This window comes from Streptomyces sp. NPDC102441, from assembly GCF_044765585.1.
Lineage (GTDB): Bacteria > Actinomycetota > Actinomycetes > Streptomycetales > Streptomycetaceae > Streptomyces.
The window spans coordinates 11,923-38,680 of sequence record NZ_JBIWKH010000029.1; the positions used below are offsets into that span (position 1 = coordinate 11,923).

Here is a 26,758-nt window from a genome sequence, read left to right on the forward strand (position 1 = left end):
AAACGACACGTCAGCACATACGTTCGTCAACATCCGGGCGGCCCGTTCACTCCCGATCGGGCCGCCCTACCTCGTATTTCCCCCGAATGCCACACGCCACGTAACCAAGTCACCCCATCGGCCGTTTGCGGGCCACCTGCCCTCCCGCGAGCGACCCCTGGATGTGTTGTGCCCCGGTTCAGTGTCATCGTGCCCGCGTACCGGGTTCAGGCGTATCTGCACGCGTGCCTCGACTCCGTGCTGAACCAGTCCTTCAAGGACTACGAGATCATCGTGGTCGACGACTGTTCACCGGACGCCTGCGGCCAGATCGCCGATGAGTACGCCGTGCGCGACCCCCGGGTCAGCGCCGTTCACCTGCCGCACAACTCCGGCCTCGGCCCCGCCCGCAACGCCGGGATCGCCAGGGCGGCCGGGGACTACCTGCTCTTCCTCGACGGCGACGACACCTTCACCCACGAGGCGCTGCAGACCATCGCCGACCGTCTGGACACCACCGGCGGCCCGGACGTCCTGGTCTACGACTACGCCCGTACGTACTGGTCGGGCGAGAGCGTGCGCAACACCTTCGCCCGGCATCTCGCCGAGACCGGCCCCGCCACCTTCCGGCTGACGGAGCGGCCCGAGCTGCTCAAGGTCCTGATGGTCGTCTGGAACAAGGCGTACCGCCGCGAGTTCGTCGAGGCCGAGGGCTTCACCTTCCCGCCCGGCTACTACGAGGACACTCCCTGGACCTACCCGGTGCTGATGGCGGCCGGATCGATCGCCGTGCTGGACGCCGTGTGCGTGGGCTACCGCCAGCGGCGCCGGGGCAACATCCTGTCCACCACCACCCGCCGGCACTTCGACGTCTTCGACCAGTACGACCGGGTCTTCGCCTTCATCGACGCCCGCCCCGAACTCGCTCTCTGGCGCCCGGTGATATTCCGCCGGATGCTCGACCACTTCTCCACCCTCTTCACCTCCCGGGACCGGCTGCCGCGCGGCACCCGGGCCCAGTTCTTCCGACGCGCCCGCGCGCACTGCCGCCGCTACCGCGCCGCCGGCGCCCCGGTGCCACGCCGGACCCGGCTGCGGCACGCGCTGTTCCGGCTGGGCGCCCACCGCACCTACCGCGCCCTGTGGGCCGCGCAGCGGCTGCACGGCAGGCTCGCACGCGCGGCCGCGACCACACGCCGGGCGGTGCGCGGGGCGGCGCTCCAGCTGCACTACCGCGTCCAGCTGCGGCTGCCCGTCCGCAGCAAGGACGCCGTGTTCGCCGCCTACTGGCACCGCGGCTACACCTGTAGCCCCGCGGCGCTGGAGGCCACGGCCAGGGCCCTCGTACCCGGGCTGCGCACCTCCTGGATCTGCCGCCCGGAGGACGCGGGCACGGTTCCGGACGCGACCCGTGTGCTGCACCCGGGGACGGCCGCGTACTGGACGGCTCTGGCACGTTCCAAGTACCTCGTGAACAACGTCAACTTCGACCGCAGGCTCGTGAAGAGACGCGGCCAGGTGCTGCTCCAGACCCACCACGGAACCCCCTTGAAGTCCATGGGGACCGACCTCGTGCACCGCCCGGCGGCGGCGGGCTCCATGGACTTCGGCCAGTTGCTGCGCAACGTCGACAAGTGGGACTTCTCCCTCTCGGCCAACCAGCACTCCACCCTGGTGTGGGAGCGGACCTACCCGTCCGGCTACACCACGCTGCAGTACGGCAGCCCGCGCAACGACGTGTTCCATCGCACGGGCCCCGACGAGACCGCGCGGCTGCGCGAGCTCCTGGGCGTCCCCGAGGGCAGCAGCGCCCTGCTGTACGCACCGACGTACCGCGACTACCTGCGTACCCAGCGGCACTCCCTGGACCTGGAACAGCTGGTGCGCGTCCTGGGTCCCCGCTTCGTGGTCCTGGCCCGCTCCCACTACCTGGACGCGACGGCCGGGGCCACCGCCGGCCACACCCGGCATCCACGGATCATCGACGTCAGCGACCATCCGTCGGTCGAGGAGCTCTGTCTCGCCTCCGACGGGCTGATCACGGACTACTCGTCGCTGATGTTCGACTACGTCAACCTGGACCGGCCGGTCGTCCTGCACCTAGAGGACGCGCAGGCCTACGAGGCGGCCCGTGGCACGTACTTCGATCCGGCGGCCTTCCCTCCCGGGGCGGTGGCCCGTGACCAGGAGGAGCTGCACGAGATCTTCGCCACGGACCACTGGCGCGGGCCCCGTTCCACGCAGCGCCGGGCGGCGTTCCGGGCCCGGTTCTGTCCGTACGACGACGGGCACGCGGCGGAGCGGGTGGTGCGCCGGGTCTTCCTGGACGACACCTCGGGCCTGCCGCTGCCCGCCCCGCTGACGGACTCGGGCACCGGCGGGGTCCCGCGTCAGGTGCCTGTACGGGAGTACACCAACGGGTGAGGCCCGGCCCCGGGGCGCTACCCCGGGGCCGCCGGGGCGCCCCGGGGCGTTCAGCGCTCCAGGACCGCGAACAGCTCTTCCCAGCGGTCCATGATCTCCGCCTCGGAGAACCGCTGGACGTTGGTCCGTGCCCGGTCCCCCATCGCGTCCCGCATCCGGGGGTTCCCGGTGAGCCGGAGCAGCCGGTCGGCGAGCGCGCCGATGTCACCGGCGGGCGCGAGCAGTCCGTCCTCTCCGTCGCGCACGATCTCCCGTACGCCCGGCGCGCAGTCGAACGCCGCGCACGGCACGCCGCTCGCCATGGCCTCCAGCAGCGCCAGCGGGAAGCCCTCACCGCGTGAGGACTGGACGAAGACGGAGGAGGCGGCGAGCGCGCCGGGGACATCGTCCGTGCGCCCCCGCCACCGGACCGAGGCGTCGAGCCCCAGCCCTGTGCACTGCGCCCTGAGGTCCGCCTCGTCCTCGCCCGTCCCGTACACGTCCAGCCGCCAGTCCGGGCGCTGGGGAGCCACCAGCGCCCAGACGTCCAGGAGCATGTCGATGCCCTTCTGGTCGGTGAGCCGGCCGATGCTCGCGACCGACTTCTCGCCGCGCGGGGAGGGCACATCGGGCAGCGCGGCCAGGGCGTTGGGCATGAAGCCCACGTTGTTCATCCCGTCGCCCGCCCACTTGTCGGCGTCCTCCTCCGTGAGGACGAGCCAGCGGTCGAGCGGCGGGTAGTGGTTCTTGATCCAGCGGTAGCGGTGACTCGCCCGGGAGTAGTCGTAGGACTCGTGGCTCATGCCGATGACCCGCAGCCCGGCGGTGTCCGCCTCGCCGACCCACTCCATCGCCCAGACCTGGCTGACGATCACCACCCCGCCGGGCCCGGCCGCCCGGAAGATCTCCGAGAGCCGGTCGACGGCCTGCCTCTTCCGGGCCGCCCGTGCGGCCTCCGCGCGCCGTGCGGGGACCCGGAAGCGGTCCCGTACGCCCTTGGGCGCCCAGGGTGTCGGAGGATGCGCCGGATACAGGGCGGTCACGGGATAGCCGGGCGGCTCGGGCAGGGCCATCTTCCGCTCCGCCGCATGGATGCCGATGGTGTGCACCCGGTGGCCGGCCTCCTGGAACAGCTGGGCGGTCCGGTGCATCCAGCCGGTCACACCACCGAGTTCGTCGGTGCTGTTGGAGACGATGAGGACATCACGGCTGCGGTTCATCGACGGGCTCCCCGGTGCGGGCGGTACGGGACGGGACGAGATGCCGGGCGAACACGGTGTCGACGACCGCCCGGGCCGCGTCCCCCCGGTCGTAGGCTCCGAACTCCTCGGCGAAGGCCCCGCGCCGCTCCTGGAATCCGGTGTCGGCGGTCTTCAGCCGGGCCAGTGCGGCGAACAACTCCTCCTCGGTCGCCGTCACCGGTCCCGGCGCCTTCTCCCGCAGATCGAAGTAGCTGCCCCGCTCGGCGGCGTAGGCGTCGAGGTCGGGCGCGAAGAGGACGATCGGGCGGTCCAGGAGGGCGTAGTCGAACATGATCGACGAGTAGTCGGTGACCAGGACGTCGGTCAGCGCCAGGAGTTCACTGACGTCGTGGTGGTCCGAGACGTCCACGACCGTCCCCGGCGGGCACGCGGGCAGACTCGCGGCCTCCAGGTAGTGCGCCCGCACAAGCAGCGTGTACGTGTCGCCGAAGCGTTCGGCGAAGCGCGCCGCATCCAGGAGCAGCCGCTGCCGTTTGCGCTTGCCCGGCCCGCCCCGGAAGGTCGGCGCGTACAGCACGACCTTGCGGTGGTCGGGCAGACCGAGCTCCGCCGCGAGCACCGGGCGGGGGAGCCTCCCCTGCGCCTCGTCCCGGGCCCGCGCGGCGACCAGGACGTCGTTACGCGGGTAGCCGGTGCGCAGCAGTGCCTTCTCGGGCAGCCGGTAGGCGCGGGCCAGCGTGCGCTCGTCGTGGCCGGACCGTACGAGGAAGTGGTCGAAGCGGTGCACGGCCTGCTGGAGCCGTTCACGCTGCGGGGCGTTCTGCAGACGCACCCGGGTCTCGTCGAACCCCATACGTTTGTACGCCGACCCGTGCCACGTCTGGAGATAGGTGGTGCCGGAGGGCTTGTCGAGGTGGAGCGGGAATCCCTGGTTGTCGACCCAGTACTCCGCCCGCGCCAGGGCCCACAGATAGCGCCAGGACCAGCGCCGCACAAGCCTGGCGTCCCTGGGGAAGCCGGCCTGGGAATCGGCGTACGACCAGACGGAGCGCAGCGGGAGCCCCCGGGCGCGCACCTCCTCGTGGACGGCCCGGGGGCTGTCGCCGTAGCAGGTGCCCATGTGGCTCTCGAAGACCACGGAGCCCTTGCGCACGGGCAGCCGGAGCAGCCACGAGCGGTAGACGGAGACCTTGAAGCCCCTGGCGTGCAGCCGGTCCCGGCGCCTGCCCAGGGCCCGCAGCAGGAGCCTGGTGCCGCGGGCGGGGCGGAAGTGGGTGGCGTAGTGGACCAGCCGGCGGGCCGTACGGGCGGGCCGGCGGCGCGCTTCGAGCCGCAGCGCCAGATGGTCCCGGAGCGTGATGTAGGGCTGCCAGGTGTCCCCGGTCGTCCTGCCGAGCCGGGGCAGTGCCGGGGAACGGTCGGCCGGGCCGACGAGGTCGTGGGCGGCGAAGAGGTCGCTCACCGAGCGGGTGCTGCCGTCCTCGACCACCATCCGCGCGTCCCACACCGTGTCCCGGGGGCCGAGGGGGCGCAGCAGGCGTGTGAGGTCGGGGCGGGCGGACCAGCTGATCCCGGTGGCGTCGGGCCGCAGCTCGTCGACCGGTGCGCGGAAGGTGCGGGAGCCGTCGCGTACTCGGAACTCCAGACGGGCCGTGAGGTCGCCCTCCGGGTCGGGCCCGGTGTGCGCGGGCAGGACGAGCCTCCCTTCGAGCAGGACCCGGCGGCCCTCGGCCTCGTAGCGGGTGAGCCTGTTCATCAGCTTCAGCTCACCGAACGCCCGGTACTGGTGGCCGAGTCCGGTCACGTCCAGCACGGGGTCGGGGCCGCCCTGCCAGTACACCCGTCCGTCGTCCGCCGTGGTGAGTGGCGCGGCCACTGCGCCCCTCCTGCGCAGCGCGTACGCCGCGGTGAGCACCCCGTCCGCGTCGCCCCGCTCCAGCAGCCGGACGCCGACGCGCTCGACGGGCGGGAGAGTGAGCAGGGCCGGCTCGGGGACACAGCCGGGCAGCACCCGGGCCGCCGTCGCCGCGATGCGGTCGCGTCCGGCGGCGGGCAGTTCGGGGAAGGTGCGCACCAGCGGCACGAGGTGGTCCAGCAGGAAGGCGCGGTCCCGCTCCTCACGCAGTTCTGCGAGCCCTTGGGCCACCAGCACATGACACACCCGCCGGTGCGCCTCCACGAGCCCCGCGAGGTCCCCGCCGGCGTCGGGCACTGCCCGCCCGGAGACGATCCGGCGGCGCACGAGTGCGATCCGGCCGACCACGGACGCCGCCAGGGCGCCGAACAGGATCCCGCTGTGGGTGAGGTCCTCGTCGTAGCGCAGGGCGTGCCGCTCCAGCGCCGCGCGCCGCAGGCAGAATCCGGTCACCAGGGCGTCACGCACGGCCAGTTCGGGAGCCTCGGCGAACCGGGTGACCGTACGGGAGCGGAGGAACAGCGGTTGCTGCCAGGAGGGTTCCCGTTCCTTCGTCCCGTCCCCGGTGAGCCGGGCCCAGCGGCCGGCGACCAGGTCGGCACCGGTCCGCTCCCCGGCCTCCCAGAGGTTGCGGCAGGCGTGGAGCTGGAGGCGCTCGCCGACGTCGAGAACGAGGACGTACGTGCCCCGCGCCGCGTCCAGGCCGGCGTTGCGCAGCGAGGCGACGGGGTCCGAACCGGGGTCGAGCACGCGGACACGGTCCGGGGAGCGCCCTGCGAGCGAACCGGCCGCCTTCCGCAGGGCGGCGGACGCTCCGGCAGGCAGGACGACGAGGGCCTCGACGGCGCGCAGGCTCTGGTCGAGCACGGACTCCACGGACGCCGCCAGTGCCTCCTCCCCGCCGTGCGCTGCGGTGATCACACAGCTGAGGTCGGGCGTACTCATGCCTGCGCCCCCTTCAGCATCCGGTCCACGACCTGGGCGGCCGCCGTCCCGTCGTCGAGATCGCAGAACGACTCGCGGAAGGCGGCGTACGCCTCGCGATGGCCCGCCGTCGCGGCCTCCGGGTCGCGCAGCGCCTCGACGACGGCGGCGGAGTCGGCGATCAGCGGGCCCGGCGCCCGGTTCTCGAAGTCGAAGCAGAAGCCCCGCAGGGTGTCGCGGTAGTGCTCCAGGTCGTAGGTGTGGAAGAGCATCGGGCGGCCCGTCTGCGCGAAGTCGAACATCAGGGACGAGTAGTCCGTCACCAGCACATCGCTGATCAGCATCAGCTCGGCGACATCGGGGTGGCGCGACACGTCACGTACGAAGTCGCTCGAAGGGATGCTCCCGCCGACCAGGTAGTGGCGGCGCACCAGCAGGACGTGGTCGTCGCCGAGCGCCTTACGTGCCTGTTCCAGGTCCAGTTGGAGGTCGAGGCCGTACAGCCCGCTCTGCTTGGGCCGGTCCTCCCGCCAGGTCGGGGCGTACAGGACGACTCGCTTGCCCTCGGGCACGGCGAGCGACTGCCGGACGGCTGCGGCGACCTTCGCCCGGTCGGGGGCGTACAGCAGGTCGTTGCGCGGATAGCCGCACTCCAGCACCTCGCCCTCGTACCCGAACGCACGGCTCAGGACGGGCGTGGAGAAGCGGTTCGGCGAGACGAGGACGCTCCACTGGGCGGCCCGCCGGGGCATGGACTCCATGTACGCGGTGTCCGCGAAAGCGGTGCCCGCCAGGTCACGGCCGATGCGCTTGAGGGGGGTGCCGTGCCAGGTCTGGACAACGAACTGCCCCTCCGCCCGCTCGAACCACTCGGGCAGCTGGGTGTTGGTGACGATCCACCGGCTGCGGGCGAGCGCCTCGTGCCACTCGGCGCTGTGCAGGGCCACGGCACGCACCCCGGCGGGCACGACCGCCTGCTGGTCCCGCACCACCCAGAGGTGCTCGACGCCCGTGCCGCGCCGGACCAGCTCCTCGTGGACGGCGCGGGGCGAGTCCGAGTACTGGCGCCCGTCGAAGCTGGAGTACAGCACGGTGTCCCGCAGCTCCCGTCCGACCAGGCCGCCGTACCACTCGCGCAGCCGGCGCCGGCCGTACGCCCCCCGGTCCTCCGGTGACAGCGCGCTGCCCGACCGCAGGGAGAGCCGGTCGTGGAAGCGCCGCTCCAGGGTGAAGTCGCGCCCTCCCGAAGAGCGCCCGAGCGGCAGTTCCGCGTGCAGCTGATGCACCACGCGCAGCGGCAGATAGAGCTCCGGGTCGGTCTCGCCCCGCTCCCTGAGGAAGGGGTACCACCGGCCCTCGGCGAGCGGCAGCGCTCCCCCGGGCCCGTCGACCGCCCCGGGGGACAGCTCCGTACGGAAACCGGCGCCCGTGCGCTCCACGGCGAAGGTGTGCTCCTCCTGGTGGCCGCTGTGACGCAGGACGAGCTCGACGGGGTGGTACCGCACCGCCGGGAAGGTCCCCTCCAGCACCGGGCCGGTCTCCTCCGTCCATGACACGCGCGTCACGACGGGCCGCACGTCCCGGTCGCTGAGCACCAGGTCCCCGGAGGGATTGGCGGCGGCGTAGACCTCACGGCCGCCGGGCAGCTGATACCGCCCCGCGTCGGTCTCCGGACGCGCCGCGACCGTCAGCCGCCGCGCCCCGCCGGTCAGCTGGACACCCCAGTCGCCGTCGGATCCCTTGAACACGGCCAGTGGGACCTCGGCGAAGAAGGAACGGCCGTCCGTGCCCTCGTCGGCCGCCAGGGGGAACTCGCGGGTCTCCTTCGTACGCCACTCCTGGATGCGCAGGGCCGTGGGCGCGTCCGGGCCCAGCAGTCGCACCGCGATCCGGATCCCGCCCCCTGCCTCCGTCGGCCCGTGTCCGGCGAGCACGGCGTCGACCCGCTCGGCGCGCAGCTCCAGCTTGTTGCCGGAGAGCAGCGGGACGACCCGGGTCCGCTCGTCGACGTAACGCACGGCGGGCGCGGCCGGATTGCCGAGCAGCCTCATCGGGCCACGGCGCGGCCGTCCCGCGCCGATGACGAGGGACTCCAGCTTCCAGAGGGTCCGGGTGCCCCGTGCGGTGCTCCGGGTGACAAGGCGGCGCGGGTCGATCACCGTTTCGAAGCCGGACCGCTCGTAGTGGTGCAGCGAGCGGCCGGACGCGGCCGTCGCCTCGTCCGTCACCGTCCTGCGCAGCCGGAGCGGGATCAGCCGACGGCCCGACCTCAGCCAGCCGGCCCCGGCCGGCCCTCCCGGGGCGTTGCGGACGTACGCGTACCCCTTGATGTGCAGCAGCCCGTCCCTCCACACCGCCTCGGTGAGATGCGCGTGGACGGGGAGGTCCTCGGCGGACAGCGCGGTGGCCTTGCGTGGGAGAGGGGCGTCGACACCCGGGTACTGGGCGTGCGGCCGCAGTCGCCCCCGGACGTGGAAGGTGTCACGGTCGGTGGACTCGTGGGCCAGGAGTGCGAGCAGCTCCGCCGTCCTGCGCTCGCGGATGAGCTGCCACTTGACCCGCAGATGCAGGGGAAGCGCGTCGAGGACGGCGGGGTCGACCGTCGCGGCGAAGGCGTTGGCGTGGGTGAGGAAGGCCTGGTGGAAACTTTCGTCACCGCCCGGGAGCGCCTCGATGAACAGCCACAGGTCACCGGAGAGCGCATGCTCGTCGTAGCGCCGCTTCGCCTCCGTCATGCCCTGGTCCGCGAGGAACCGGCTGACCGTGGAGACCGCCGTGACACGGTCACGGATGCCCCGGGGGACCGCGCGCCGGGTGGTGATCGAGCCGTCGCGGTCCCGCCAGTGGTAGACCGGCTCCGCCACGACGTCGACGCTCCGGGCCAGGAAGTGGGCCGGCAGGACCACTGCGATGTCCTCGTAGAGCACACCGGTGGGGAAGGCGAAGGCGTGCCGGTCCCAGAAGGACCTGCGGAACACCTTGTTGCACGCGATGCGGTCGCCGAGCAGGATCCAGTCCCGGGTGACGTGGGTGGCCCGGCGGGACCTCTCCATCGGCCTGCGGAACATCGGGGACTGTTCGAGCGCCCCGTTCGCCCGGAGCCTGAGGACGTTGCCGGTCGCGAAGTCCGATCCCGACGCGTCCAGTTCGCCGAGCATTACGGCGAAGGCGCCCGGCGGCACGACGTCGTCGCTGTCGACGAACGCCAGGAAGTCCGCGTCCGGGTGGGCCTGTGCGGCGCCCGCGTTGCGTGCGGCCCCCAGACCGCCGTTCCTCTGCCGGATCAGCCGGAAACGGGAGTCCCGCCGGGAGAACTCCAGTGCCACATCGGCGCTGCCGTCCGTCGAACCGTCGTCGACCATGACGACTTCCAGGTCGGCCATGGTCTGCCCGGCGAGCGAGTCCAGGCAGGCACCGAGGTAATCCTCGACGTTGTAGAGCGGGACGACGACGGTGAGACGGGGTGCCATGGCGCTGCGCACGATCCTTCCGGACGGACGAACTGACTTCCTCTGTATGGAACGAGCCCCGTGCCGGGGAGGCACGGGGCTCACAACGGGGCGCTGCCCGCCCGGGGTTCGGCGGGCGCGGCCCGCTCAGGGTTTGACGGCGATACGGCCCTCGTCCATGCGCAGCAGCAGGAGCTGCTCGCCGGTCTCCTCCAGGAATTCGTCCACGGCCTGGCGCGAGCCCTGCCAGTAGCCGTAGTCGTCGATCAGCAGCACCCCGCCGCTCACCAGCCGCCCGTACAGGTGCGTGAGCTCGTGCTTCGTCGACGCGTACCAGTCGGTGTCCAGCCGGAGGATGGAGATCTGCTCCGGCGCCTGCTCCGGGACGGTGTCCTCGACCTTGCCCCGCACGTAGTGGACGCGCTCCTTCGGGTACGGGACCTGCTCGAACCCGGCCTGTACGTCCTCCAGGGAGGCCACGGCCCAGATGGGGCGGTCCTTGCCCTGGGCGTCCAGGAGCTCCTGCGCCGGCCTGCCGTCCCGCCGCAGGTCCTCCGCGGTGGGCGGGGTCATGCCCTCGTACGTGTCGAAGAGGTAGAGGTCGCGCTCCGTCTCCCCGAGCGACAGCAGTGTCCTGGCGCAGGCCTGCATGGAACCGCCGCGCCAGACCCCGCACTCGACGATGTCGCCCGGGATGCCGTGCTTGACGATGTGCCGGGTCGCGAGGACGAAGGCGTTGAGCCGCTCCGGGGAGGTCATCGTGTACGGCTTGACCGCGCGGATGACGTCCTTCGCCTCGTCGTCGTAGTCCGCGGGGAACTGCGGCGGCTTCTTGGCCGCGGCTTTCGGGGCCGGCGCCTTGCCGGCCGGCTGCTCCGCGGCCGGCTGCTTCTCGGCCTGCTGCTTCCCGGCCTGCTGCTTCCCGGCCGCCGCCGGAGGCTCCGCCGGGGCGGAGCGGGGAGCGGGGAGAGTCGCTCGCCTGAGCTCGTACCCGGTGAGTTGCTGAAGGACGCCGTTGACGGCGTTGCGCCAAGCCATGGGGCCGGACAGTACGCGCGCTTTGCGGCTCATGTCATCTTTCGTCAACCTTTGGTTGATGCACCCGCACGAGTGTCCGGACGCCCGCACCGCTCGCGTCCGTCCAGCGGGCGCGGCAGCGGCACCCGGTCCACTCCGCCGGCCCGGTTGGCCCACCAGACCGCCGTCTCCCGTACGGCGAGGTCGGCCAGTCCGTTCTTCAGCCGGGTGACCGGGCGCCGGTGGGGCCGGGGCCTGCGGAAGACGCCCACCGAGTCGCCCCAGTAGGCGGCCTTGGCGTCGATGGAGGCGTAGTCGTGCCAGATGCCCTTGGCCGGCGGGAAGTCCGTGTACGCCTCGCAGAGTTCGAGGCGGGAGTGGGCGGCCATCGCCCGGAAACCGTCGGGGTAGTAGCGCCAGCAGTCCTGCGCGTCGTGGGCGTGGCCGCGCGAGGGGGCCGTGATGAAGGCGTAGCCGCCGGGCTTGAGCACCCGGGCGATCTCCATCATCGACACCCAGAAGAAGGGGATGTGCTCGAACGCCTGGCCGGACAGCACCACATCGGCGCTGCGTGACTTCGCGGGGATCCGGTAGGGCCTTTCCATGACCGCGTCGACGTTGGGCCCGTCGAGGACGTCCACCCCGAAGTAGTCGATGTCGTGGTCCGCCAGGAGCCCGCGGTGGGTGCGGGCCTGCTTGCCGGAGATCCGTGAGCCGAGGTCCACGACGCGGTGCCTGCGGGTCCTGGGCAGGTACTCCTCGATGCAGAGCTGCATCTGCTCGTAGGCGGACCGGTGCATGAGCTTCTCCCAACGTTGCGGTGTGCGCGCACTGTTGAACACAACGACGGCGGCGCACGGAGGGATCGCCCCGTACGAGTGACCCCGGTGTTCAGTTCGAACGCACCGGGAAGACCTTCCGCACCACACGCTCCGCCGCGCGTCCGTCGTCGTACGGGCAGAAACGGCTGCGGAACGCGGCCCGCAGCGCGTCGGCCTCCGGCGACCTCCAGGCGCCGCTCCGCAGCACCTCACGCAGCTCGTCCTCCGTGGTGGCGACCGCGCCCGGGGTGTCGCCCGGACGGCCGGACAGCAGATCGACGTAGACCCCGCGCGCCGCGCGGTAGGCGTCCCAGTCCGGCACGTAGGTGATGATCGGGCGGTCCAGACAGGCGTAGTCGAACATCAGGGACGAGTAGTCCGTGATCAACCCGTCGGCGGCCAGGAAGAGTTCTTCGACGTGAGGATGACCGGTGACGTCGACGACCTGGTCCCCCGCCGCCGTCCCGGCCGACCGCCCGTAGAAGTAGTGGGCGCGCACCAGCAGCACACAGCCGGGACCCAGTTCGCGGACGAGACGCTCCAGGTCGAGCCGGGGGAGGAAGCCCTCGCGGTAGTCGCGGTGGGTCGGCGCGTACAGCAGCACGGTCGATCCCGGTGCGATGCCGAGCTCGGCACGGACCTTGCCGGTCCGCTCAGCGGTGGCGCCGCACAGGATGTCGTTGCGCGGGTAGCCGTACGGCAGTTGTTCGTACGAGGAGGGGTAGACCCGGTCCCAGATCTCCGTACTGTGCGGGTTGGCGGAGAGGCTGAAGTCCCACTGGTCGGTGTGGGCGACGATCCGTTCGAAGCTGACCCCCTTGGTGAGAGCGGGGTACGGGAGCTGGTCCAGGCCCATCGTCTTCAGCGGGGTCCCGTGATGGGTCTGGAGGTAGACCTGACCGGGCCGTTTGGTGAAGCCGCCGGGGAAGCTCGAGTTGTTGACGAGGTACGTCGCGGTGGCCATGGTCCGCCAGTAGGCCCTGGAGCCCTCGATGACGTACGGCACCCCGGGGGGCATCCGGTCGCGGTGACGCGAGGAGACGGCCCAGACGCCGTGGATGTGCGGGACCAGTTCCCGGGCCTTGGCGTAGACGGCGGCCGGATTGCAGGCGACTCCCCTGTTCCAGTAGGCCCCGTAGACGGCGAGGTTGGGGTCCAGCGGCCGGTGCAGGTCGACGCGGTAGAGGGCCCTCATCACACGGGCGCGCAGCGACTTCCTGCCCGCGCGCGCGATGGCCCGCACCCGGGCGCGCACGGCGCGTACGGCCTTCCCGCGCCGGTGCGCGGCGTACCGGCCGGGGAGCCCCGCCGCCCGGAAGAACGCGGCGCGGTCGCCCGGGGCGGTCCGCCCCGGGTCGTCGAGCACGGCCGTCAGGTGCGCGGTGCGCGCGGCCGGGATCCGCGGGTCGCCGCCGGTCTCGGCGGCCAGCCGCTCGTACGCGTCGATGACCCCGAAGTGCGCGCGGCCCGGCGTCGTGGCGAAGGTCCCCGTGCGGCGCACCCGGTGACGTACGCAGGTCCGGTCGAGCGAGGCGAGGGCGCCCGCATCGGAGGCGAGGAAGGCCGCACGGTGGACGGGCAGCACGTCGTCGTACGGGCCGTCCGTGAAGCGGAGCCGGTGGGTGTCCCAGAAGGCGCGGCGGAAGAGCTGGTTCCCGGCGGCCGGGAGCGCCTCCCCCGGCCGCGTCCTGCCCCACCAGTCGATGCGGTCGTGGCCCAGACGCAGCACGTCGGGCCGGTCCTCCGCGAGCCGTACGGAGATCTCCGCCATCGCTCCGGGAAGGAGCAGGCCGTCGCCGTCGAGGAAGAGCAGATAGGTCCCGCGCGCCGCCGCCGCACCGGCGTTACGGGCCGCGCCCGTGTCCCAGGGGCGGTCGAGGGCCAGCACGCGCACCCGGGGGTCGTGCGCGGCGAACTCCCGTGCGATGGCGAGTTCCGGCCCGTCGTCGGGCGCGCCGACCACGATCAGCTCCCGGTCCGCCGGCCCGTTCTCCGCCGGTGCCTGCCCGGTCACGGACTCCAGGGCCGCCCTCAGGTATCCCTGAACACGGTGGGCGGACACGACGACACTGAGCAGCATGACAGCCGAGGGTAACGGGGACCGGACGGCCCACCCCAGGGTTCTTCACCCGTTCGGGTCAGCGGCGTGACCCGGGGCGCTCCCCCGGGTTGAGCCGTTCATGAAGCCACTCCTCAGCGTCGTCGTCCCCGTGCACAACGTCGAGGACTATCTCCAGGAGTGCCTCACCTCGCTGGCGGGACAGTCCCTGAAGGACATCGAGGTGGTGCTCGTCGACGACGGCTCGACGGACGGGAGCCGACGGATCGCCGAGGACTTCGCCGCCCGGGACGACCGGTTCCGCTGCGTCCACCAGCCCAACGCCGGCCTGAGCGCCGCCCGCAACACGGGTGTCGCCCACACCACCGCCGGCGTTCCCTACCTGGCGTTCGCCGACAGCGACGACATCCTCGTCCCCGACGCGTACGAACGGATGCTGGCGTCCCTGGAGTCGACCGGCTCGGACCTGGTGACGGGCAATGTGTGGCGGCTCAACGAGCAGGGAAGGCAGCAGGCCTGGCAGTACCGCTGGCTGACCTCCGACCGTCCGCGTACGCACATCACCCGCGATCCCCGGCTGCTGGCCGACCGCGTCGCCTGGAACAAGGTGTTCCGGCGCTCCTTCTGGGACCTGCACGCCTTCGCCTTCCCGGTGGGCAAGCTCTACGAGGACACCCCGGTGATGATCCCGGCGCACTACCTCGCCCGGACGGTGGACGTGCTGCACGAGCACGTCTACTACTGGCGGGTGCGGGAGGGTTCGATCACCCGGCGGCGTACGGACGTGCGCGGCGTGCGCGACCGGATCGCCGCCTGTGAACAGGTCAGCGCCTTCCTGGCGGACCGCGACGCAGCACAGCGGCTGCGCTACGACACCTCGTGCCTGCGCGACGACTTCGTGTACTTCCTGGAGGGGCTGCCGATGGGCGGCCCCGCCTATCGCTCCGCGTTCATGGCGGACGCGGGCGCCTTTCTCGACCGGGCGGGCGACGCGGCCCTGGCCGGCCTGCCGGCCGAGGCGCGTATCCGCTGGCAGCTGGTGCGGGAGCGCAGGACGGACGAGCTGCTGGCGGTCCTGGAGTTCGAACGGGCCAACGGGGCGGGCACGTTCGCCGTCTCGGGCCCGCCGGGACGGCGACGCGCGGCGCACCAGGGGATCGCCGTCGGCGGCGTCCCCGCGCGCCTCGGCCGGGGCGATCTGCCCGCCGTGGCACGGCTGGTGGAGTCGTCCTGGGGCGAGGACGGCAGGCTGCGACTGCGCGGATACGCGTACATCCGCAACCTCCCGGCCCGGCACTCGCTGAAGGCCGTCCTGGTGCGGGAGGCGTCGGGCGGACGGCCGCGGGCCGTGCCGGTGCGCACCGTCAGGACGGAACAGGCAACGGCGGACTCCGGCCAGGAGCTGCACTCCTACGACCACGCGGGTTTCGAGACGGTCCTCGACCCGGGGCGGCTGGGGCCGGGCAACTGGCTGGTGGGCGTGGTGGTGGCCGGCCGCGGCGTCGTACGGCGGGCTGCGCTGCGCGCCGTGGAGGCGGCCGCCGCGCAACCGCTGGTCCACGACCTGGGCGGCGGACGGCGCGCGGTGCTCGGCTACCGGGACGGCCGGCTGCAACTGGCCGTGTCCCGGCTGCCCGCGGTGGCCACCGGCCACGACGGCGGTCCGGGCACCCTGGAGCTGACCGGCAGGCTGTACGGGACCACCCGGCCGACGGCCCTCGTCCTGACCCGCGACGGGGCCGCGGAACACGTCTGCGCGGTGCGGTGCGGCGACGGGGACGGCTTCAGCGCCCGGATCCCGCTCGCGGCGCTCGCCGCCGGTCCCATCCCCGCGCCGGGGGCGCCCCACGAGGACGTTTCCGGGTCCCCCGAGCCCCGGGGCAGGTGGCGGGCGGCGCTCCTCCTGGCCGACGGCGTCCGCGTGCCGCTCGCTGCGGCCCCGGACCTGCCTCCGCCCGCCTTCGCGGACGCGGCGGGCCACCTGGTGGTGGACACGTCCGGTGACCCCGTCGTGAGCGGCGCCGGGCCCGCACCGGACGGCGGGCTCCGCGTCGGCCTCCACGGGACCGGGGCCGGGGTACTCGTGCTGCGGCACAGTGCCCTCGGGGAGACGGTCACCGTCCCTGCCGAACAGCACGCGGGCGGCTTCGCCGCCGTGCTCGCGCCGCCTCCCCGAGAAGGCGACTGGGAGGTGCTCCTGGACGGCCGTCCCGTGCGCGTGGGAGCGGCGTTCGCCGCCCTCCTGCCGATGAGCGCGGTGAGCGCCGCCGGCGCCCGCTTCCGCCTGGACCGCCGTCACGGCGACCGGCTGACCGTGCACTGCGAGCCGGCGCTCGACGACACGGAACGGAGCGCGTACCGCCAGGGCCGACTGCGGACGGCGCACTACCCGGCGCAGCGGCGGCTGCCGCTCAGGGATGTCGTGCTCCACACGGGAGGGGGCTCCCCGCGCGCCGTACACGCCGAGCTCGTGCGCCGGAGCACCGATGCCGAGCACCTCTGGGTCACCGACGGCTCCCCGGGTGGAGCGGCCCGCGTACCGTCCACCGCCGTCCCCGTCGTCGCGCACAGCGCCGCCTGGTACGAGGCGCTGGCGCGGGCCCGGCGGATCGTGACGGCCGGCCATCTGCCCGTCTGGTTCGAGCGCCGCCCGGACCAGACGGTCGTCCAGACCTGGCACGGTCCCCCGCTCGGCCGGTTCGGCCTCGACCTGACCGGCACCCTGTACGCCGACCACCAGCACCTCGCCACGCTGGAGCACCGATCCGCCCAGTGGTCGTTCCTGGTCTCCCCCGGCGCCTTCGCCACCGAGCGTCTCCGCCGCGCCCTCGGCTACCGGGGCGAGGTGCTGGAGGCGGGCACCCCCGCCGACGACCTGCTGTTCGCACCGGGCAGGGACAGGACGGCCGAGCGGGTACGCCGTGGGCTCGGCATCCCGGACGGCCACCGGGTGGTGCTGTACGCGCCGACGTACCGGGACCATCTCGCACACCCGCCGGGCGCCGTTCCCGCGGGCTCCGCCCCGCTGTACCGCTGGGATCCGGCGCTCGACCTGCCCGCGCTGGCAAGGTCGCTGGACGGCCGCACCACCCTGCTGGTCCGCAGGCACCCCCGGGTGACGGGCAGCGTGCCGGCGCACCCCGCCCTGCGTGATGTGTCCTCGCACCCGGATGCCACCGAGCTCCTGCTGATCGCCGATGTGCTGGTCACCGACTATTCAGGCCTGGCCTTCGGCTTCGCGCACACCGGCCGTCCCATGCTCTTCCACACCCCCGACCTGGAGCACTACCGGGACACGGTGCGCGGCTTCTGCCTGGACTTCGAGACCCGCGCCCCCGGGCCGCTGCTCGTCACCACCGATGAGGTGGCTCAGGCCCTGCGGGCCGCGCCGGCTTCGGCGGACCTTCACGCGGAGGCGTACGAGAGCTTCCGCCGCGACTACTGCGGCCCCGCCGACGGCGGGGCCGCCCGCCGCGTCGTGGACCGGCTGCTGGACCCGGGCCGGCCCGTCAGGCCCTGAGCGCGCGGACCGCCGACTCCGCGAGGTCGTCCAGATACCCCTTGGGCAGATCGCCCCTGACCACGACGAGCCGCCAGTACAGCGGGCCGACGATCAGGTCCAGCGCCCGGTCGGGATCGCTGCCCTCGGGCAGTTCGCCGCGTGCCACCGCCGCCCGTACGACCACGGCGGCCACCCCCTGCTGCTGGTCCAGCAGGGCTGCCTTGATGGCGTCGGAGATCTCCGGGTTGCGGGCCGCCTCGACCAGCAGGTCCGGGATCACCTGGGAGGCGACGGGGTGACGCAGGGCGTACGCGGCCAGTTCCAGTACGGCGCGCACATCCCCGTACAGCGAACCCGTCGCGGGCGCCGGCATGCCCTGCGCGGCGACGGCCGCGACCAGGTCAAGGACGAGATGCAGCTTGGACTTCCAGCGGCGGTAGACAGCGGTCTTGCCCACACCCGCGCGCCGGGCGATGCCCTCGATCGACATCCGCGCGAATCCCACGGCGGCGAGCTCCTCGAAGACGGCGCCACGGATCGCGTCGGTCACGTCCTCCCGCAGCACCGCGGCACCTGCCGGGATGCGGCGCCCGGTTCGCCGTTCGGTGGTCATGGCCCGAATGATAGACCGTAACGACGAAACGGTTGCGTTGCGACGTACAAACGTCCTACTGTCAGCGTTGCGACGATACGGTGCCGTCCCATCGAGCCGGATCTGTCCGCCCTGATTCCCCCGCCCCCTGTCGAAAGCGACCGTGGTGAGCCAGACAGCAGCCCCGCCGGCCCCGGTGGACACCGCTCCTCCCGCACTCCTCCCCGTGTACGAACCCGGCGAGCTGGCCGCGCTCGCCGCCCGGCACGGGCTTACCGTCAGCGGGGCCCGGCCGGCCCTCGGCGCGTACGTCCGGCAGATCTGGGGCCGCAGGCACTTCATCACCGCCTTCGCCACCGCCAAGCTGACCGCCCAGTACAGCCAGGCGAAGCTCGGCCAGATCTGGCAGATCATGACCCCGCTGCTCAACGCGACGGTCTACTACTTCATCTTCGGCGTCCTGATGAACACCAAGCACGGAGTCCCCGACTACGTGCCCTTCCTCGTCACCGGCGTCTTCATCTGGACCTTCACCGCCAGCTCGATCACGGCCGGCACCCGGGCCATCAGCGGCAACACCGGGCTCGTCCGGGCCCTGCACTTCCCGCGCGCGTCCCTGCCGATCGCCCTGGCCATCCAGCAGCTCCAGCAGCTGCTGTTCTCGCTGGGCGCGCTGTTCCTGATCCTCCTCGTGTTCGGCCAGTACCCGCAGCCGTCCTGGCTGCTCGCGATCCCCGCGCTCGCCCTGCAGGCCCTGTTCAACACCGGTATCTCGATGGTGATGGCCCGGCTGGCCTCCAAGACCCCGGACATCGCCCAGCTGACGCCCTTCATCCTCCGCACCTGGATGTACGCGTCGGGCGTCATGTGGAGCCTCGACACCCTGCTCACCGCCGACCGGGTACCGCGGCTCGTCCTGCTGGCACTGGAGTGCAACCCGGCGGCCATCTACATCGACCTGATGCGCTACGCCCTGATCGACAGCTTCACCGGCGCGCAGCTGCCCCCGCACGTGTGGGCCCTCGCGACGGGCTGGGCGCTCGTCTGCGGCATCGGTGGATTCGTGTACTTCTGGAAGGCCGAGGAGAGGTACGGACGTGGCTGACACCCTCGATTCGCGTGTGCCCACCGTCGTCGTCGACGACGTCCACATCACCTACACGGTGAACGGCGCCCGCACCGGAAAGGGCAGCGCGACCTCCGCGCTGAACCGGATCGTGTCGCGCCGGCAGCCCCGGGGCGCGCGCCAGGTCCACGCGGTGAAAGGCGTCAGCTTCGCCGCGTACAAGGGCGAGGCCATCGGCCTGATCGGCTCCAACGGGTCCGGGAAGTCGACGCTCCTCAAAGCGATCGCGGGGCTGCTGCCCCCGTCGAAGGGCCAGGTCCACACCCAGGGCCAGCCCTCACTGCTCGGCGTGAACGCCGCCCTGATGAGCGATCTGACCGGGGAGCGCAACGTCGTGCTCGGCGGCCTGGCCATGGGCATGACGCGCGAACAGATCCGCGAGCGCTACGAGGACATCGTCGACTTCTCCGGCATCAACGAGAAGGGCGACTTCATCACCCTGCCCATGCGGACCTACTCCTCCGGCATGGGTGCCAGGCTGCGCTTCTCCATCGCGGCCGCCAAGAGCCACGACGTACTGCTGATCGACGAGGCACTGTCCACCGGCGACGCGAAGTTCCAGCGGCGCAGCAAGGACCGGATCATGGAGCTCCGCGAGGAGGCCGGCACGGTGTTCCTGGTCAGCCACAGCAACAGGTCGATCACCGACACCTGCGACCGGGCGATCTGGCTGGAGGCGGGAACCCTGCGGATGGACGGCCCGGCCAAGGAGGTCGTGGCCGCGTACGAGGAGTTCACCGGTCCCGCGAAGGGCAAGCAGCCCAAGAAATGACGGACTGACGCGCTGACGCGGTAACGCCGTCCGCCGGACGGGCCGATGGGGCCCGTCCGGCGGACGGTTGTGTGCCGAGGAGCGGCCGCTCCTCGGTCAGGCGTGCGTACGCAGCAGGGTCCGCATCGTCCGCATGGCCACCGACAGGTTCGCCAGGTCGAAGGACTCCGAACCCCGGATCTCCTCCAGGGTGGCGCGCGAACGCGCCAGGATCGCCGCGTTCTTCTCCTCCCAGGCCTTGAACCGCTGCTCGGGCGACGACGTGCCGTTGCCGACGGACAGCACGTCCGACGTGAGCGCGGCGTGCGCGGCGTACAGGTCCTCGCGGATGGAGGCGCGGGCCATGGACTGCCAGCGGTCGCCCCGCGGCAGCTCGACGATCCGGTCCATCAGCTGGGAGATCCCCAGCCGGTCGGCGAGGTCGTAGTACACCTCGGCGACGGCCAGCGGGTCCTTGCCCGTACGCTCCGCGATCGCCACGATGTCCAGCACCGGGAAGGCCGACGAGAAGCCCGCCACCCGGCCCGCCAGCTCGTCGGGGACACCCACGGCGGTGAGCTCGTCGTGGATCGACTGGTACCACTCGATGTCGGCGCCCCTGAGGAGCTTGGGCAGCTCGCTCCAGACGCGTCCGACGCCGTCCCGGAAGAACTCGATGGTCTCCGCGATCTCGACCGGCTGCGGCCGGTTGCCGAGCAGCCAGCGCGAGCCGCGCTCGACGAGCCGGCGCGAGTGCAGCCGGATCCGGGTCTGCACATCGGCGGCCACCGTGTTGTCGAGCGCCTCCACGGCGTCCCACACCCCGGAGAGGCCGAAGATCTCGCGTGCGGCGAACTGGGCCCGCACGATCTCCTCCAGCGAGGCCCCTGTCTCCTCACGCAGCCGGTGCAGGAAGGTCGAACCGCCGCTGTTCACCGTGTCGTTGACCAGCACCGTCGTGATGATCTCGCGGCGCAGCGCGTGCCCGTCGACCGCCTCGGGGAAGCGTTCGCTCAGCTGCTTCGGGAAGTAGGCGTGCACCAGCTTCTGCAGGTGCGCGTCGTCCGGAAGGCTGGTGGAGATCAGCTCCTCCGCCGCGGTGATCTTCGTGTAGGCGATCAGCACGGCCAGTTCGGGCTGGCTGAGCCCCCTGCCGTGGTTCAGCAGTTCACGGATCTGACGGTCGTTCGGCAGGAACTCCAGCGCACGGTCCAGGTGCCCCTCGCGGCCGAGCCTGCGCATGAAGCGCTGGTGGGCGTGGAGGAGCGACGGCGCCTGGGCGCAGGCGTTGGAGAGGGCGATGTTCTGCGCGTAGTTGTTGCGCAGCACCAGCTGTCCGATCTCGTCGGTCATCTCCGCGAGCACCTTGTTGCGCTGCTTCACGGTCATGTCGCCGTCCCGGACCAGGCCGTTGAGCAGGATCTTGATGTTCACCTCGTGGTCGGAGGTGTCCACACCGGCGCTGTTGTCGATCGCGTCGGTGTTGATCCGGCCGCCGGCCCTGGCGAACTCGATCCGGCCGAGCTGGGTGGCACCGAGGTTGCCGCCCTCACCGACGACACGGGCCCGCAGGTCCGCACCGTCGACCCGGATCGCGTCGTTGGCCTTGTCGCCGACGTCGGCGTTCGACTCGGCCGTCGACTTGATGTACGTACCGATGCCGCCGTTCCACACGAGGTCGACCGACGCCTTGAGGATGTTCTGCATCAGCTCGGCGGGCGTCATCTTCGTGACCTTCGAGTCGATGCCGAGCGCCGCGCGGATGTGCGCGTTGACCGGGATCGACTTGGCGGAACGCGGGTGGATACCGCCGCCCGCTGACAGCAGGTCCTTGTTGTAGTCAGCCCAGGAGCTGCGCGGCAGGTCGTACAGCCGGCGCCGCTCCGCGTACGAGGTCGCGGCGTCCGGATTCGGGTCGATGAAGATGTGCCGGTGATCGAAGGCCGCGACCAGCCTGATGTGCTCGGAGAGCAGCATCCCGTTGCCGAAGACGTCACCGGACATGTCGCCGACGCCGACGACGGTGAAGTCCTCGGTCTGGGTGTCGTGGCCCAGCTCGCGGAAGTGCCGCTTCACGGACTCCCAGGCGCCGCGGGCGGTGATGCCCATGCCCTTGTGGTCGTAGCCGGCCGAGCCTCCGGACGCGAAGGCGTCACCGAGCCAGAAGCCGTACGCGACGGCGACGTCGTTGGCGATGTCGGAGAAGCTCGCGGTCCCCTTGTCCGCGGCGACGACGAGATAGGTGTCGTCCTCGTCGTGGCGGACGACCTCCGCGGGGTGCACGACCTCGCCCGTCACCATGTTGTCGGTGATGTCGAGCAGCGCCGAGATGAAGATCTTGTAGCAGGCGATGCCCTCGGCGAGCCAGGCGTCACGGTCCACGGCCGGGTCAGGCAGCTGCTTGGCGACGAACCCGCCCTTGGCGCCCACCGGCACGATCACGGTGTTCTTGACCATCTGCGCCTTGACCAGGCCGAGGATCTCCGTACGGAAGTCCTCCCGCCGGTCCGACCAGCGCAGTCCGCCGCGGGCGACCTTGCCGAAGCGCAGGTGGACGCCCTCGACGCGCGGCGAGTAGACCCAGATCTCGTACGCCGGGCGGGGCGCCGGGAGGTCGGGAATCGCCTGGGGGTCGAACTTCATCGAGACGTAGCTGTGCGGCTCGTGGTCGTCGGCCAGCTGGAAGTAGTTGGTCCGCAGCGTGGCCTTGATGACGGTGAGGAAGGAGCGCAGGATCCGGTCCTCGTCCAGCGAGGCGACCTGGTCGAGGGCGCCGTCCAGCTCTTCCAGCAGCCCGTCCGTCAGCTCCGTGCCGGCCTTCTGGCGGGCCGGGGACATCCGGGCCTCGAAGAGGGAGACCAGGAGCCGGGTGGTGTGGACGTTGTTGCGGAGGGTGTCCTCCATGTAGTCCTGGCTGAAGGTCGAACCCGCCTGGCGCAGGTACTTCGCGTAGGCCCGCAGCACCATGGCCTGACGCCAGTCGAGGCCGGCGCCCAGCACCAGGGAGTTGAAGCCGTCGTTCTCGGCCTCGCCGGTCCAGATGGCCGCGAACGCCTCCTGGAAGCGGTCCCGGGCGTCGTCGGCGAGGTAGTCACCGTTGCCCGTGGCCTTCTTCGGCAGGCGCAGCCCGAAGTCGTAGATCCAGGCGTGCGTGCCGTCGGCAGTGCGCAGCTCGTACGGACGTTCGTCGACGACCTCCACACCGAGCCGCTGGAGCGCGGGGAGGACGGCGGAGAGCGAGACCTGCTCACCGGTCCGGTAGATCTTGAACCGGCGCTCGGCGGGGCCGGCGCCCACCGGTTCGTACAGGCTGAGCGCGAAGTCCTCGCGCTCGCTCTTGAGCTCTTCGAGGTGGACCAGGTCGGCCACGGCGGCGCGCGGCGAGTGGTCGGCCTTGTAGCCCTCCGGGAAGGAGTGCGCGTAACGGCGCAGCAGTTCGGCGGCACGCTCCTCGCCGCACTCGGCGCCCAGCGCCTCCTGGAAGCCGTCGGCCCAGGAGCGGGCGGCCTCGACGAGACGCGCCTCGATACGGTCCGCGTCGGCGTCGGTGAGGTGCGAGAGCTCGGTGCCCGGCGGGACCCGGACGACGAAGTGCAGCCGGGAGAGGATCGACTCCGTGTTCCAGGCCGTGAAATCGACGCTGGTGCCGCCCAGTTCCTCCTTGAGGATGTCGATCAGGCGGAGCCTCACACCGGTGGTGTAGCGGTCACGCGGCAGGTAGACGAGGGCGGAGTAGTAACGCCCGTACTCGTCCTGGCGCAGGTAGAGCCGCAGCCTGCGGCGCTCCTGGAGGTACAGCACCGAGGTGACGATGGAACGCAGCTGGTCGACGGGCGTCTGGAACAGCTCGTCGCGCGGGTACGTCTCCAGGATCTGGAGCAGGTCGCGCCCGTCATGGCTGTTGGCCGTGAAGCCCGCGCCCTCCAGCACCTCGGCGACCTTGCGGCGCACCACGGGCACCCGGCGCACCGACTCCGTGTACGCGGCGGAGGAGAAGAGGCCGAGGAAGCGGCGCTCGCCGACGACATTGCCGTCGGCGTCGAACTTCTTCACCCCGACGTAGTCCAGGTAGCTGGGACGGTGCACGGTCGCCCTGCTGTTCGCCTTCGTCAGGACGAGGAGCTTGTGCTCCCTGGCCTTGGCACGGGCGTCCGCGGGCAGCCGGTCGAAGGACGGGCTCACCGGGTGCGCCTCGTCCTCGGCGTGGATCGGGTCGGAGCGCAGAATGCCCAGACCGGTGCCGGGGACGGCCGTCAGCGCGTCGGACTCACGGAGCTCGTACTCCCGGTACCCGAGGAAGGTGAAGTGGTCGGTGGCGAGCCAGCGCAGCAGCTCGCGGGCCTCCTCGACCTCCTCGTCGTCCAGCTCGTCGAGCGGCTCCGAGGGGAGGTCGTCGGCGATCCGCAGGGCGGCGTCGCGCATCTTCTCCCAGTCCTCGACGGTCTCCCGTACGTCGGACAGGACACGGAGCAGATCTGCGGTGATCTGCTTCAGGTCCGCGCGGTCGGTCTCCCGGTCGATCTCGACATGGATCCAGGACTCGACGAGCGCGTCGTGGGGCAGCTCGGACCCGGACTCCTTACGTCCGCCCGACCGCTTCGCCCCGTTGTTCCTGGCCGGGTCGGCGAACACCTCGATCAGCTTGCCGGCGACATCGCGACGGACGACGACCTGGGGATGGATGACGAGATGGATGCCGCGGCCCTGCCGGGACAGCTCGTTGGTGACCGAGTCGACCAGGAAGGGCATGTCGTCGGTGACGACCTCGACGACGGAGTGGCTGTTCGTCCAGCCGTTCTCCTCGACGGTCGGGGTGTGCACCCGGACGTTCGCGGTGCCCTGCGGGCGGTTCTCGGCAAGACGGTAGTGGGACGAAGCGGCCCCGAAGATGTCGACCGGATCGCGGTCGCTGACGTCCTCCGGAGCGGTGTGCAGGTAGTAGCGCTGGAGATAGGCGAGCAGCGTCCTGTTGCCCGACCGCCCGTCGGGGCCGGCCTCGGCGGCTTCCTCCGCTTCGCCGCCGGTCCCGTCGGCAAGGTGCACCCGGAGGCCACCTCCCGGGCCACCGACACCACCGCCCGGACTGTTGTCAGCTACCCGGGCCGCCCTTGCGAGCAGCTCGGCCTTGGCTTCGTCCAGCTTGGTCTGCATGTCCTCTGGCTCCTGTCGCGCGCCGTTGCGTGACGTAGGTGAAGAAGGCGACGTACCGCCACGACGCGGGGTGTCCGGTCTGACTCGACGCTATGCCGCCTGGGGAGATGTCCGGGGTCATATCGGCCATTTTCGGCGGAGGGCCCGGGACGCGGAGATCACGCATAGCCCGGGTGCTGTGGCACTCCGGGCGCAGGCCGGGGGCTTCGCTGCCCCCGAGGCGTATCGCGCTGATCACCGCACCAGGCTATCCCTCCTGCACCCACAACCGTCATGAGCCGCATATGTACAAAAGAAGACCCCGAACTTTGACACTCTGGACATCGCACCGAATCGTTGCCGCACGTACGGACACACAAAGGACACACAGGCGAGCAGATCCGCTCAGTCCGCCATCAGCTCGGCCAGTGCGACCGCCTCGGCCAGGGTGTCCACCACGGGCACGCCCACCGCCTCCAGGCTGCTGCGGCTGTGCGAACCCCCGGTGTAGAGCACGGCGCGCGCGCCGACATGGGCCGCGGCCACGGCGTCGTCCACCGCGTCACCGATGACCACGGCGGATTCGGGGGCTATGTCCCCGAGCACCTCGAAGTGGCGTTCCATGTGCTGGGCCTTGCTGCCGCCGGAGGGGCCCGTACGACCGTCGACACGGACGAAACGGCGCTCGATGCCGTATCCCCGGACCACCGGGACCAGGTGCTCATGGCCGTACATGCTGAGCAGAGACTGACTGCGGCCCCCGCGCTGCCACCGGGCCAGCAGCTCCTCGACGCCCTCGGTCAGCCCGCAGGCCGTCCGCTGCTCGGTGTAGTGGCGGTGGAAGAGGCCATCCATCCGCTCCCATTCGTCGTGGGTGGGGAGCCTGCCCATGAGCCGCTCGTAGAACTTGGGTATCGGCACGCAGTACATCTCGCGGTACTGCTCCAGGGTGAGCGGCTCCAGGTCGACCTCCGCGAAGGTGGCGTTCGATGCCCCGAGGACCGCCTGGATGTCGTCGAGCAGTGTGCCGTTCCAGTCCCAGACCAGATGTGTGCGGTGCTTCCCCGATGTCGCCATGCGTAGAAAAATACTCGCCCGGTACGACAGTCACCCGGGCCCAGGTGGCCGTGCGCCCGGCCGGTCAGGCGATCAGGCCGGGGATCTCCTGGATCCCGAACCACAGCAGCTCGTGGTCCTCCGCGCCGTCCACGGTGAACTGGGCGTCGTCGTCGCCGAGGTCCGCCGCCCCCAGTGCCGCTGCCGCCGCGGAGACGTCCTTCTCGGCGTCGTCGGCGTCCACGTGCACGGCGGCGGCCTTCGACAGCGCCACCGCGCCCGCGATCCGAACCTCGCCGAGCGACGACGCGTCCAGGACGTGGTCCGGATCGGCGACCGCCACCCCGTCCGGCACGTCGAGGGCCACGACGACCCGGCGCCTGGCCTCCTGCGGCCGGCCCGCGATCAGCCGCAGCGAGGCGGAGGCGGCACGGTTCAGCGCCGCGTACTCCAGCTCCTCGATGTCGTCGGAGACGTACCACTCGCGCAGACCGGGCGTCACGGCATAGGCGGTCAGCGGCCCCGGACCGATCTCGCCCGCCCCGTGCACCGCGGCAAGACCGGAGAGAGTCAGGGGGACGTACACACGCATGGCTGACCGCTTTCGTAGTCGATGACGCCCTCAGGATACGTGCGACGTCCCCCTTCGGGGTTGCCGATCCGCCCGCCGTCGTCCACCGCGCGACGGCCGTCACCCCCGCCGCTCCCCTTGCGGCGCGGGGCTCATCACCCGGATAGGTGATCTCGTCGGATGTCCGGTCGCCCGTCACCGCCGCTTGCGGGGCCGGCGACCTGCCCCGTAGAAGATCCCCAGCAAAAGTTACCGCCCGGT

General features: G+C 71.6%; 14 protein-coding genes. 4 read left to right on the top strand and 10 right to left on the bottom strand.

Annotated features, from left to right (window positions below; genetic code table 11):
* Positions 1-168 precede the first annotated feature (168 nt).
* Entirely contained in the window at positions 169-2,403 is a 2,235-nt protein-coding gene (locus tag ACIREO_RS39115) for a CDP-glycerol glycerophosphotransferase family protein (RefSeq protein WP_404119703.1), read from the top strand.
* Between the two features lie 50 nt (positions 2,404-2,453).
* Here ACIREO_RS39115 and ACIREO_RS39120 read toward each other — a convergent pair whose 3' ends face one another.
* The 6 genes from ACIREO_RS39120 to ACIREO_RS39145 form a co-directional block, all read right to left on the bottom strand.
* Positions 2,454-3,602 (bottom strand): glycosyltransferase, encoded by a 1,149-nt coding sequence (locus ACIREO_RS39120; protein WP_404119706.1) that lies wholly within the window; start codon positions 3,600-3,602, stop codon positions 2,454-2,456.
* A complete protein-coding gene (locus tag ACIREO_RS39125) occupies positions 3,586-6,444 on the bottom strand; it encodes a CDP-glycerol glycerophosphotransferase family protein (protein WP_404119709.1) in 2,859 nt (952 codons plus the stop codon). Before ACIREO_RS39125 ends, ACIREO_RS39120 begins: the two co-directional genes overlap by 17 nt.
* Positions 6,441-9,893 (bottom strand): CDP-glycerol glycerophosphotransferase family protein, encoded by a 3,453-nt coding sequence (locus ACIREO_RS39130; RefSeq protein ID WP_404119712.1) that lies wholly within the window; start codon positions 9,891-9,893, stop codon positions 6,441-6,443. The genes ACIREO_RS39125 and ACIREO_RS39130 overlap by 4 nt, the downstream gene beginning before the upstream one ends.
* A gap of 126 nt (positions 9,894-10,019) precedes the next feature.
* Positions 10,020-10,943, bottom strand: a complete 924-nt coding sequence (locus ACIREO_RS39135) for a TylF/MycF/NovP-related O-methyltransferase (RefSeq protein ID WP_404119714.1) — start codon at positions 10,941-10,943, stop codon at positions 10,020-10,022.
* Between the two features lie 11 nt (positions 10,944-10,954).
* Positions 10,955-11,689 carry a methyltransferase domain-containing protein gene (locus tag ACIREO_RS39140; RefSeq protein ID WP_404119716.1) on the bottom strand — a complete coding sequence of 245 codons (735 nt, stop codon included), beginning with the start codon at positions 11,687-11,689 and terminating at the stop codon, positions 10,955-10,957.
* A gap of 91 nt (positions 11,690-11,780) precedes the next feature.
* Positions 11,781-13,790, bottom strand: a complete 2,010-nt coding sequence (locus tag ACIREO_RS39145) for a CDP-glycerol glycerophosphotransferase family protein (RefSeq protein WP_404119719.1) — start codon at positions 13,788-13,790, stop codon at positions 11,781-11,783.
* A gap of 100 nt (positions 13,791-13,890) precedes the next feature.
* On the opposite strand from ACIREO_RS39145, the gene ACIREO_RS39150 reads away from it, so the two are divergent.
* Positions 13,891-17,289, top strand: a complete 3,399-nt coding sequence (locus ACIREO_RS39150; protein ID WP_404119721.1) for a CDP-glycerol glycerophosphotransferase family protein — start codon at positions 13,891-13,893, stop codon at positions 17,287-17,289.
* Here ACIREO_RS39150 and ACIREO_RS39155 read toward each other — a convergent pair.
* Positions 17,279-17,884 carry a TetR/AcrR family transcriptional regulator gene (locus ACIREO_RS39155; RefSeq protein ID WP_404119723.1) on the bottom strand — a complete coding sequence of 202 codons (606 nt, stop codon included), beginning with the start codon at positions 17,882-17,884 and terminating at the stop codon, positions 17,279-17,281. The two genes, ACIREO_RS39150 and ACIREO_RS39155, sit on opposite strands and share 11 nt — an antisense overlap.
* 142 nt (positions 17,885-18,026) lie before the next feature.
* Here ACIREO_RS39155 and ACIREO_RS39160 point away from each other — a divergent pair, with 142 nt between their 5' ends.
* Together ACIREO_RS39160 and ACIREO_RS39165 are read left to right on the top strand one after the other, a co-directional pair.
* The gene (locus tag ACIREO_RS39160; protein WP_404119726.1) at positions 18,027-18,968 is read left to right on the top strand and encodes an ABC transporter permease; all 942 of its coding nucleotides are present in this window, start codon (positions 18,027-18,029) and stop codon (positions 18,966-18,968) included.
* Positions 18,961-19,761 carry an ABC transporter ATP-binding protein gene (locus tag ACIREO_RS39165; protein WP_404119728.1) on the top strand — a complete coding sequence of 267 codons (801 nt, stop codon included), beginning with the start codon at positions 18,961-18,963 and terminating at the stop codon, positions 19,759-19,761. Before ACIREO_RS39160 ends, ACIREO_RS39165 begins: the two co-directional genes overlap by 8 nt.
* Before the next feature lie 96 nt (positions 19,762-19,857).
* Here ACIREO_RS39165 and ACIREO_RS39170 read toward each other — a convergent pair whose 3' ends face one another.
* From ACIREO_RS39170 to ACIREO_RS39180, 3 genes are all read right to left on the bottom strand, one after another.
* The gene (locus ACIREO_RS39170; protein ID WP_404119731.1) at positions 19,858-24,891 is read right to left on the bottom strand and encodes an NAD-glutamate dehydrogenase; all 5,034 of its coding nucleotides are present in this window, start codon (positions 24,889-24,891) and stop codon (positions 19,858-19,860) included.
* 384 nt (positions 24,892-25,275) lie between these two features.
* A complete protein-coding gene (locus ACIREO_RS39175) occupies positions 25,276-25,947 on the bottom strand; it encodes an HAD family hydrolase (protein ID WP_404119734.1) in 672 nt (223 codons plus the stop codon).
* A 64-nt stretch (positions 25,948-26,011) separates the two neighbouring features.
* A complete protein-coding gene (locus tag ACIREO_RS39180) occupies positions 26,012-26,518 on the bottom strand; it encodes a DUF6912 family protein (RefSeq protein WP_404119737.1) in 507 nt (168 codons plus the stop codon).
* Positions 26,519-26,758 lie beyond the last annotated feature (240 nt).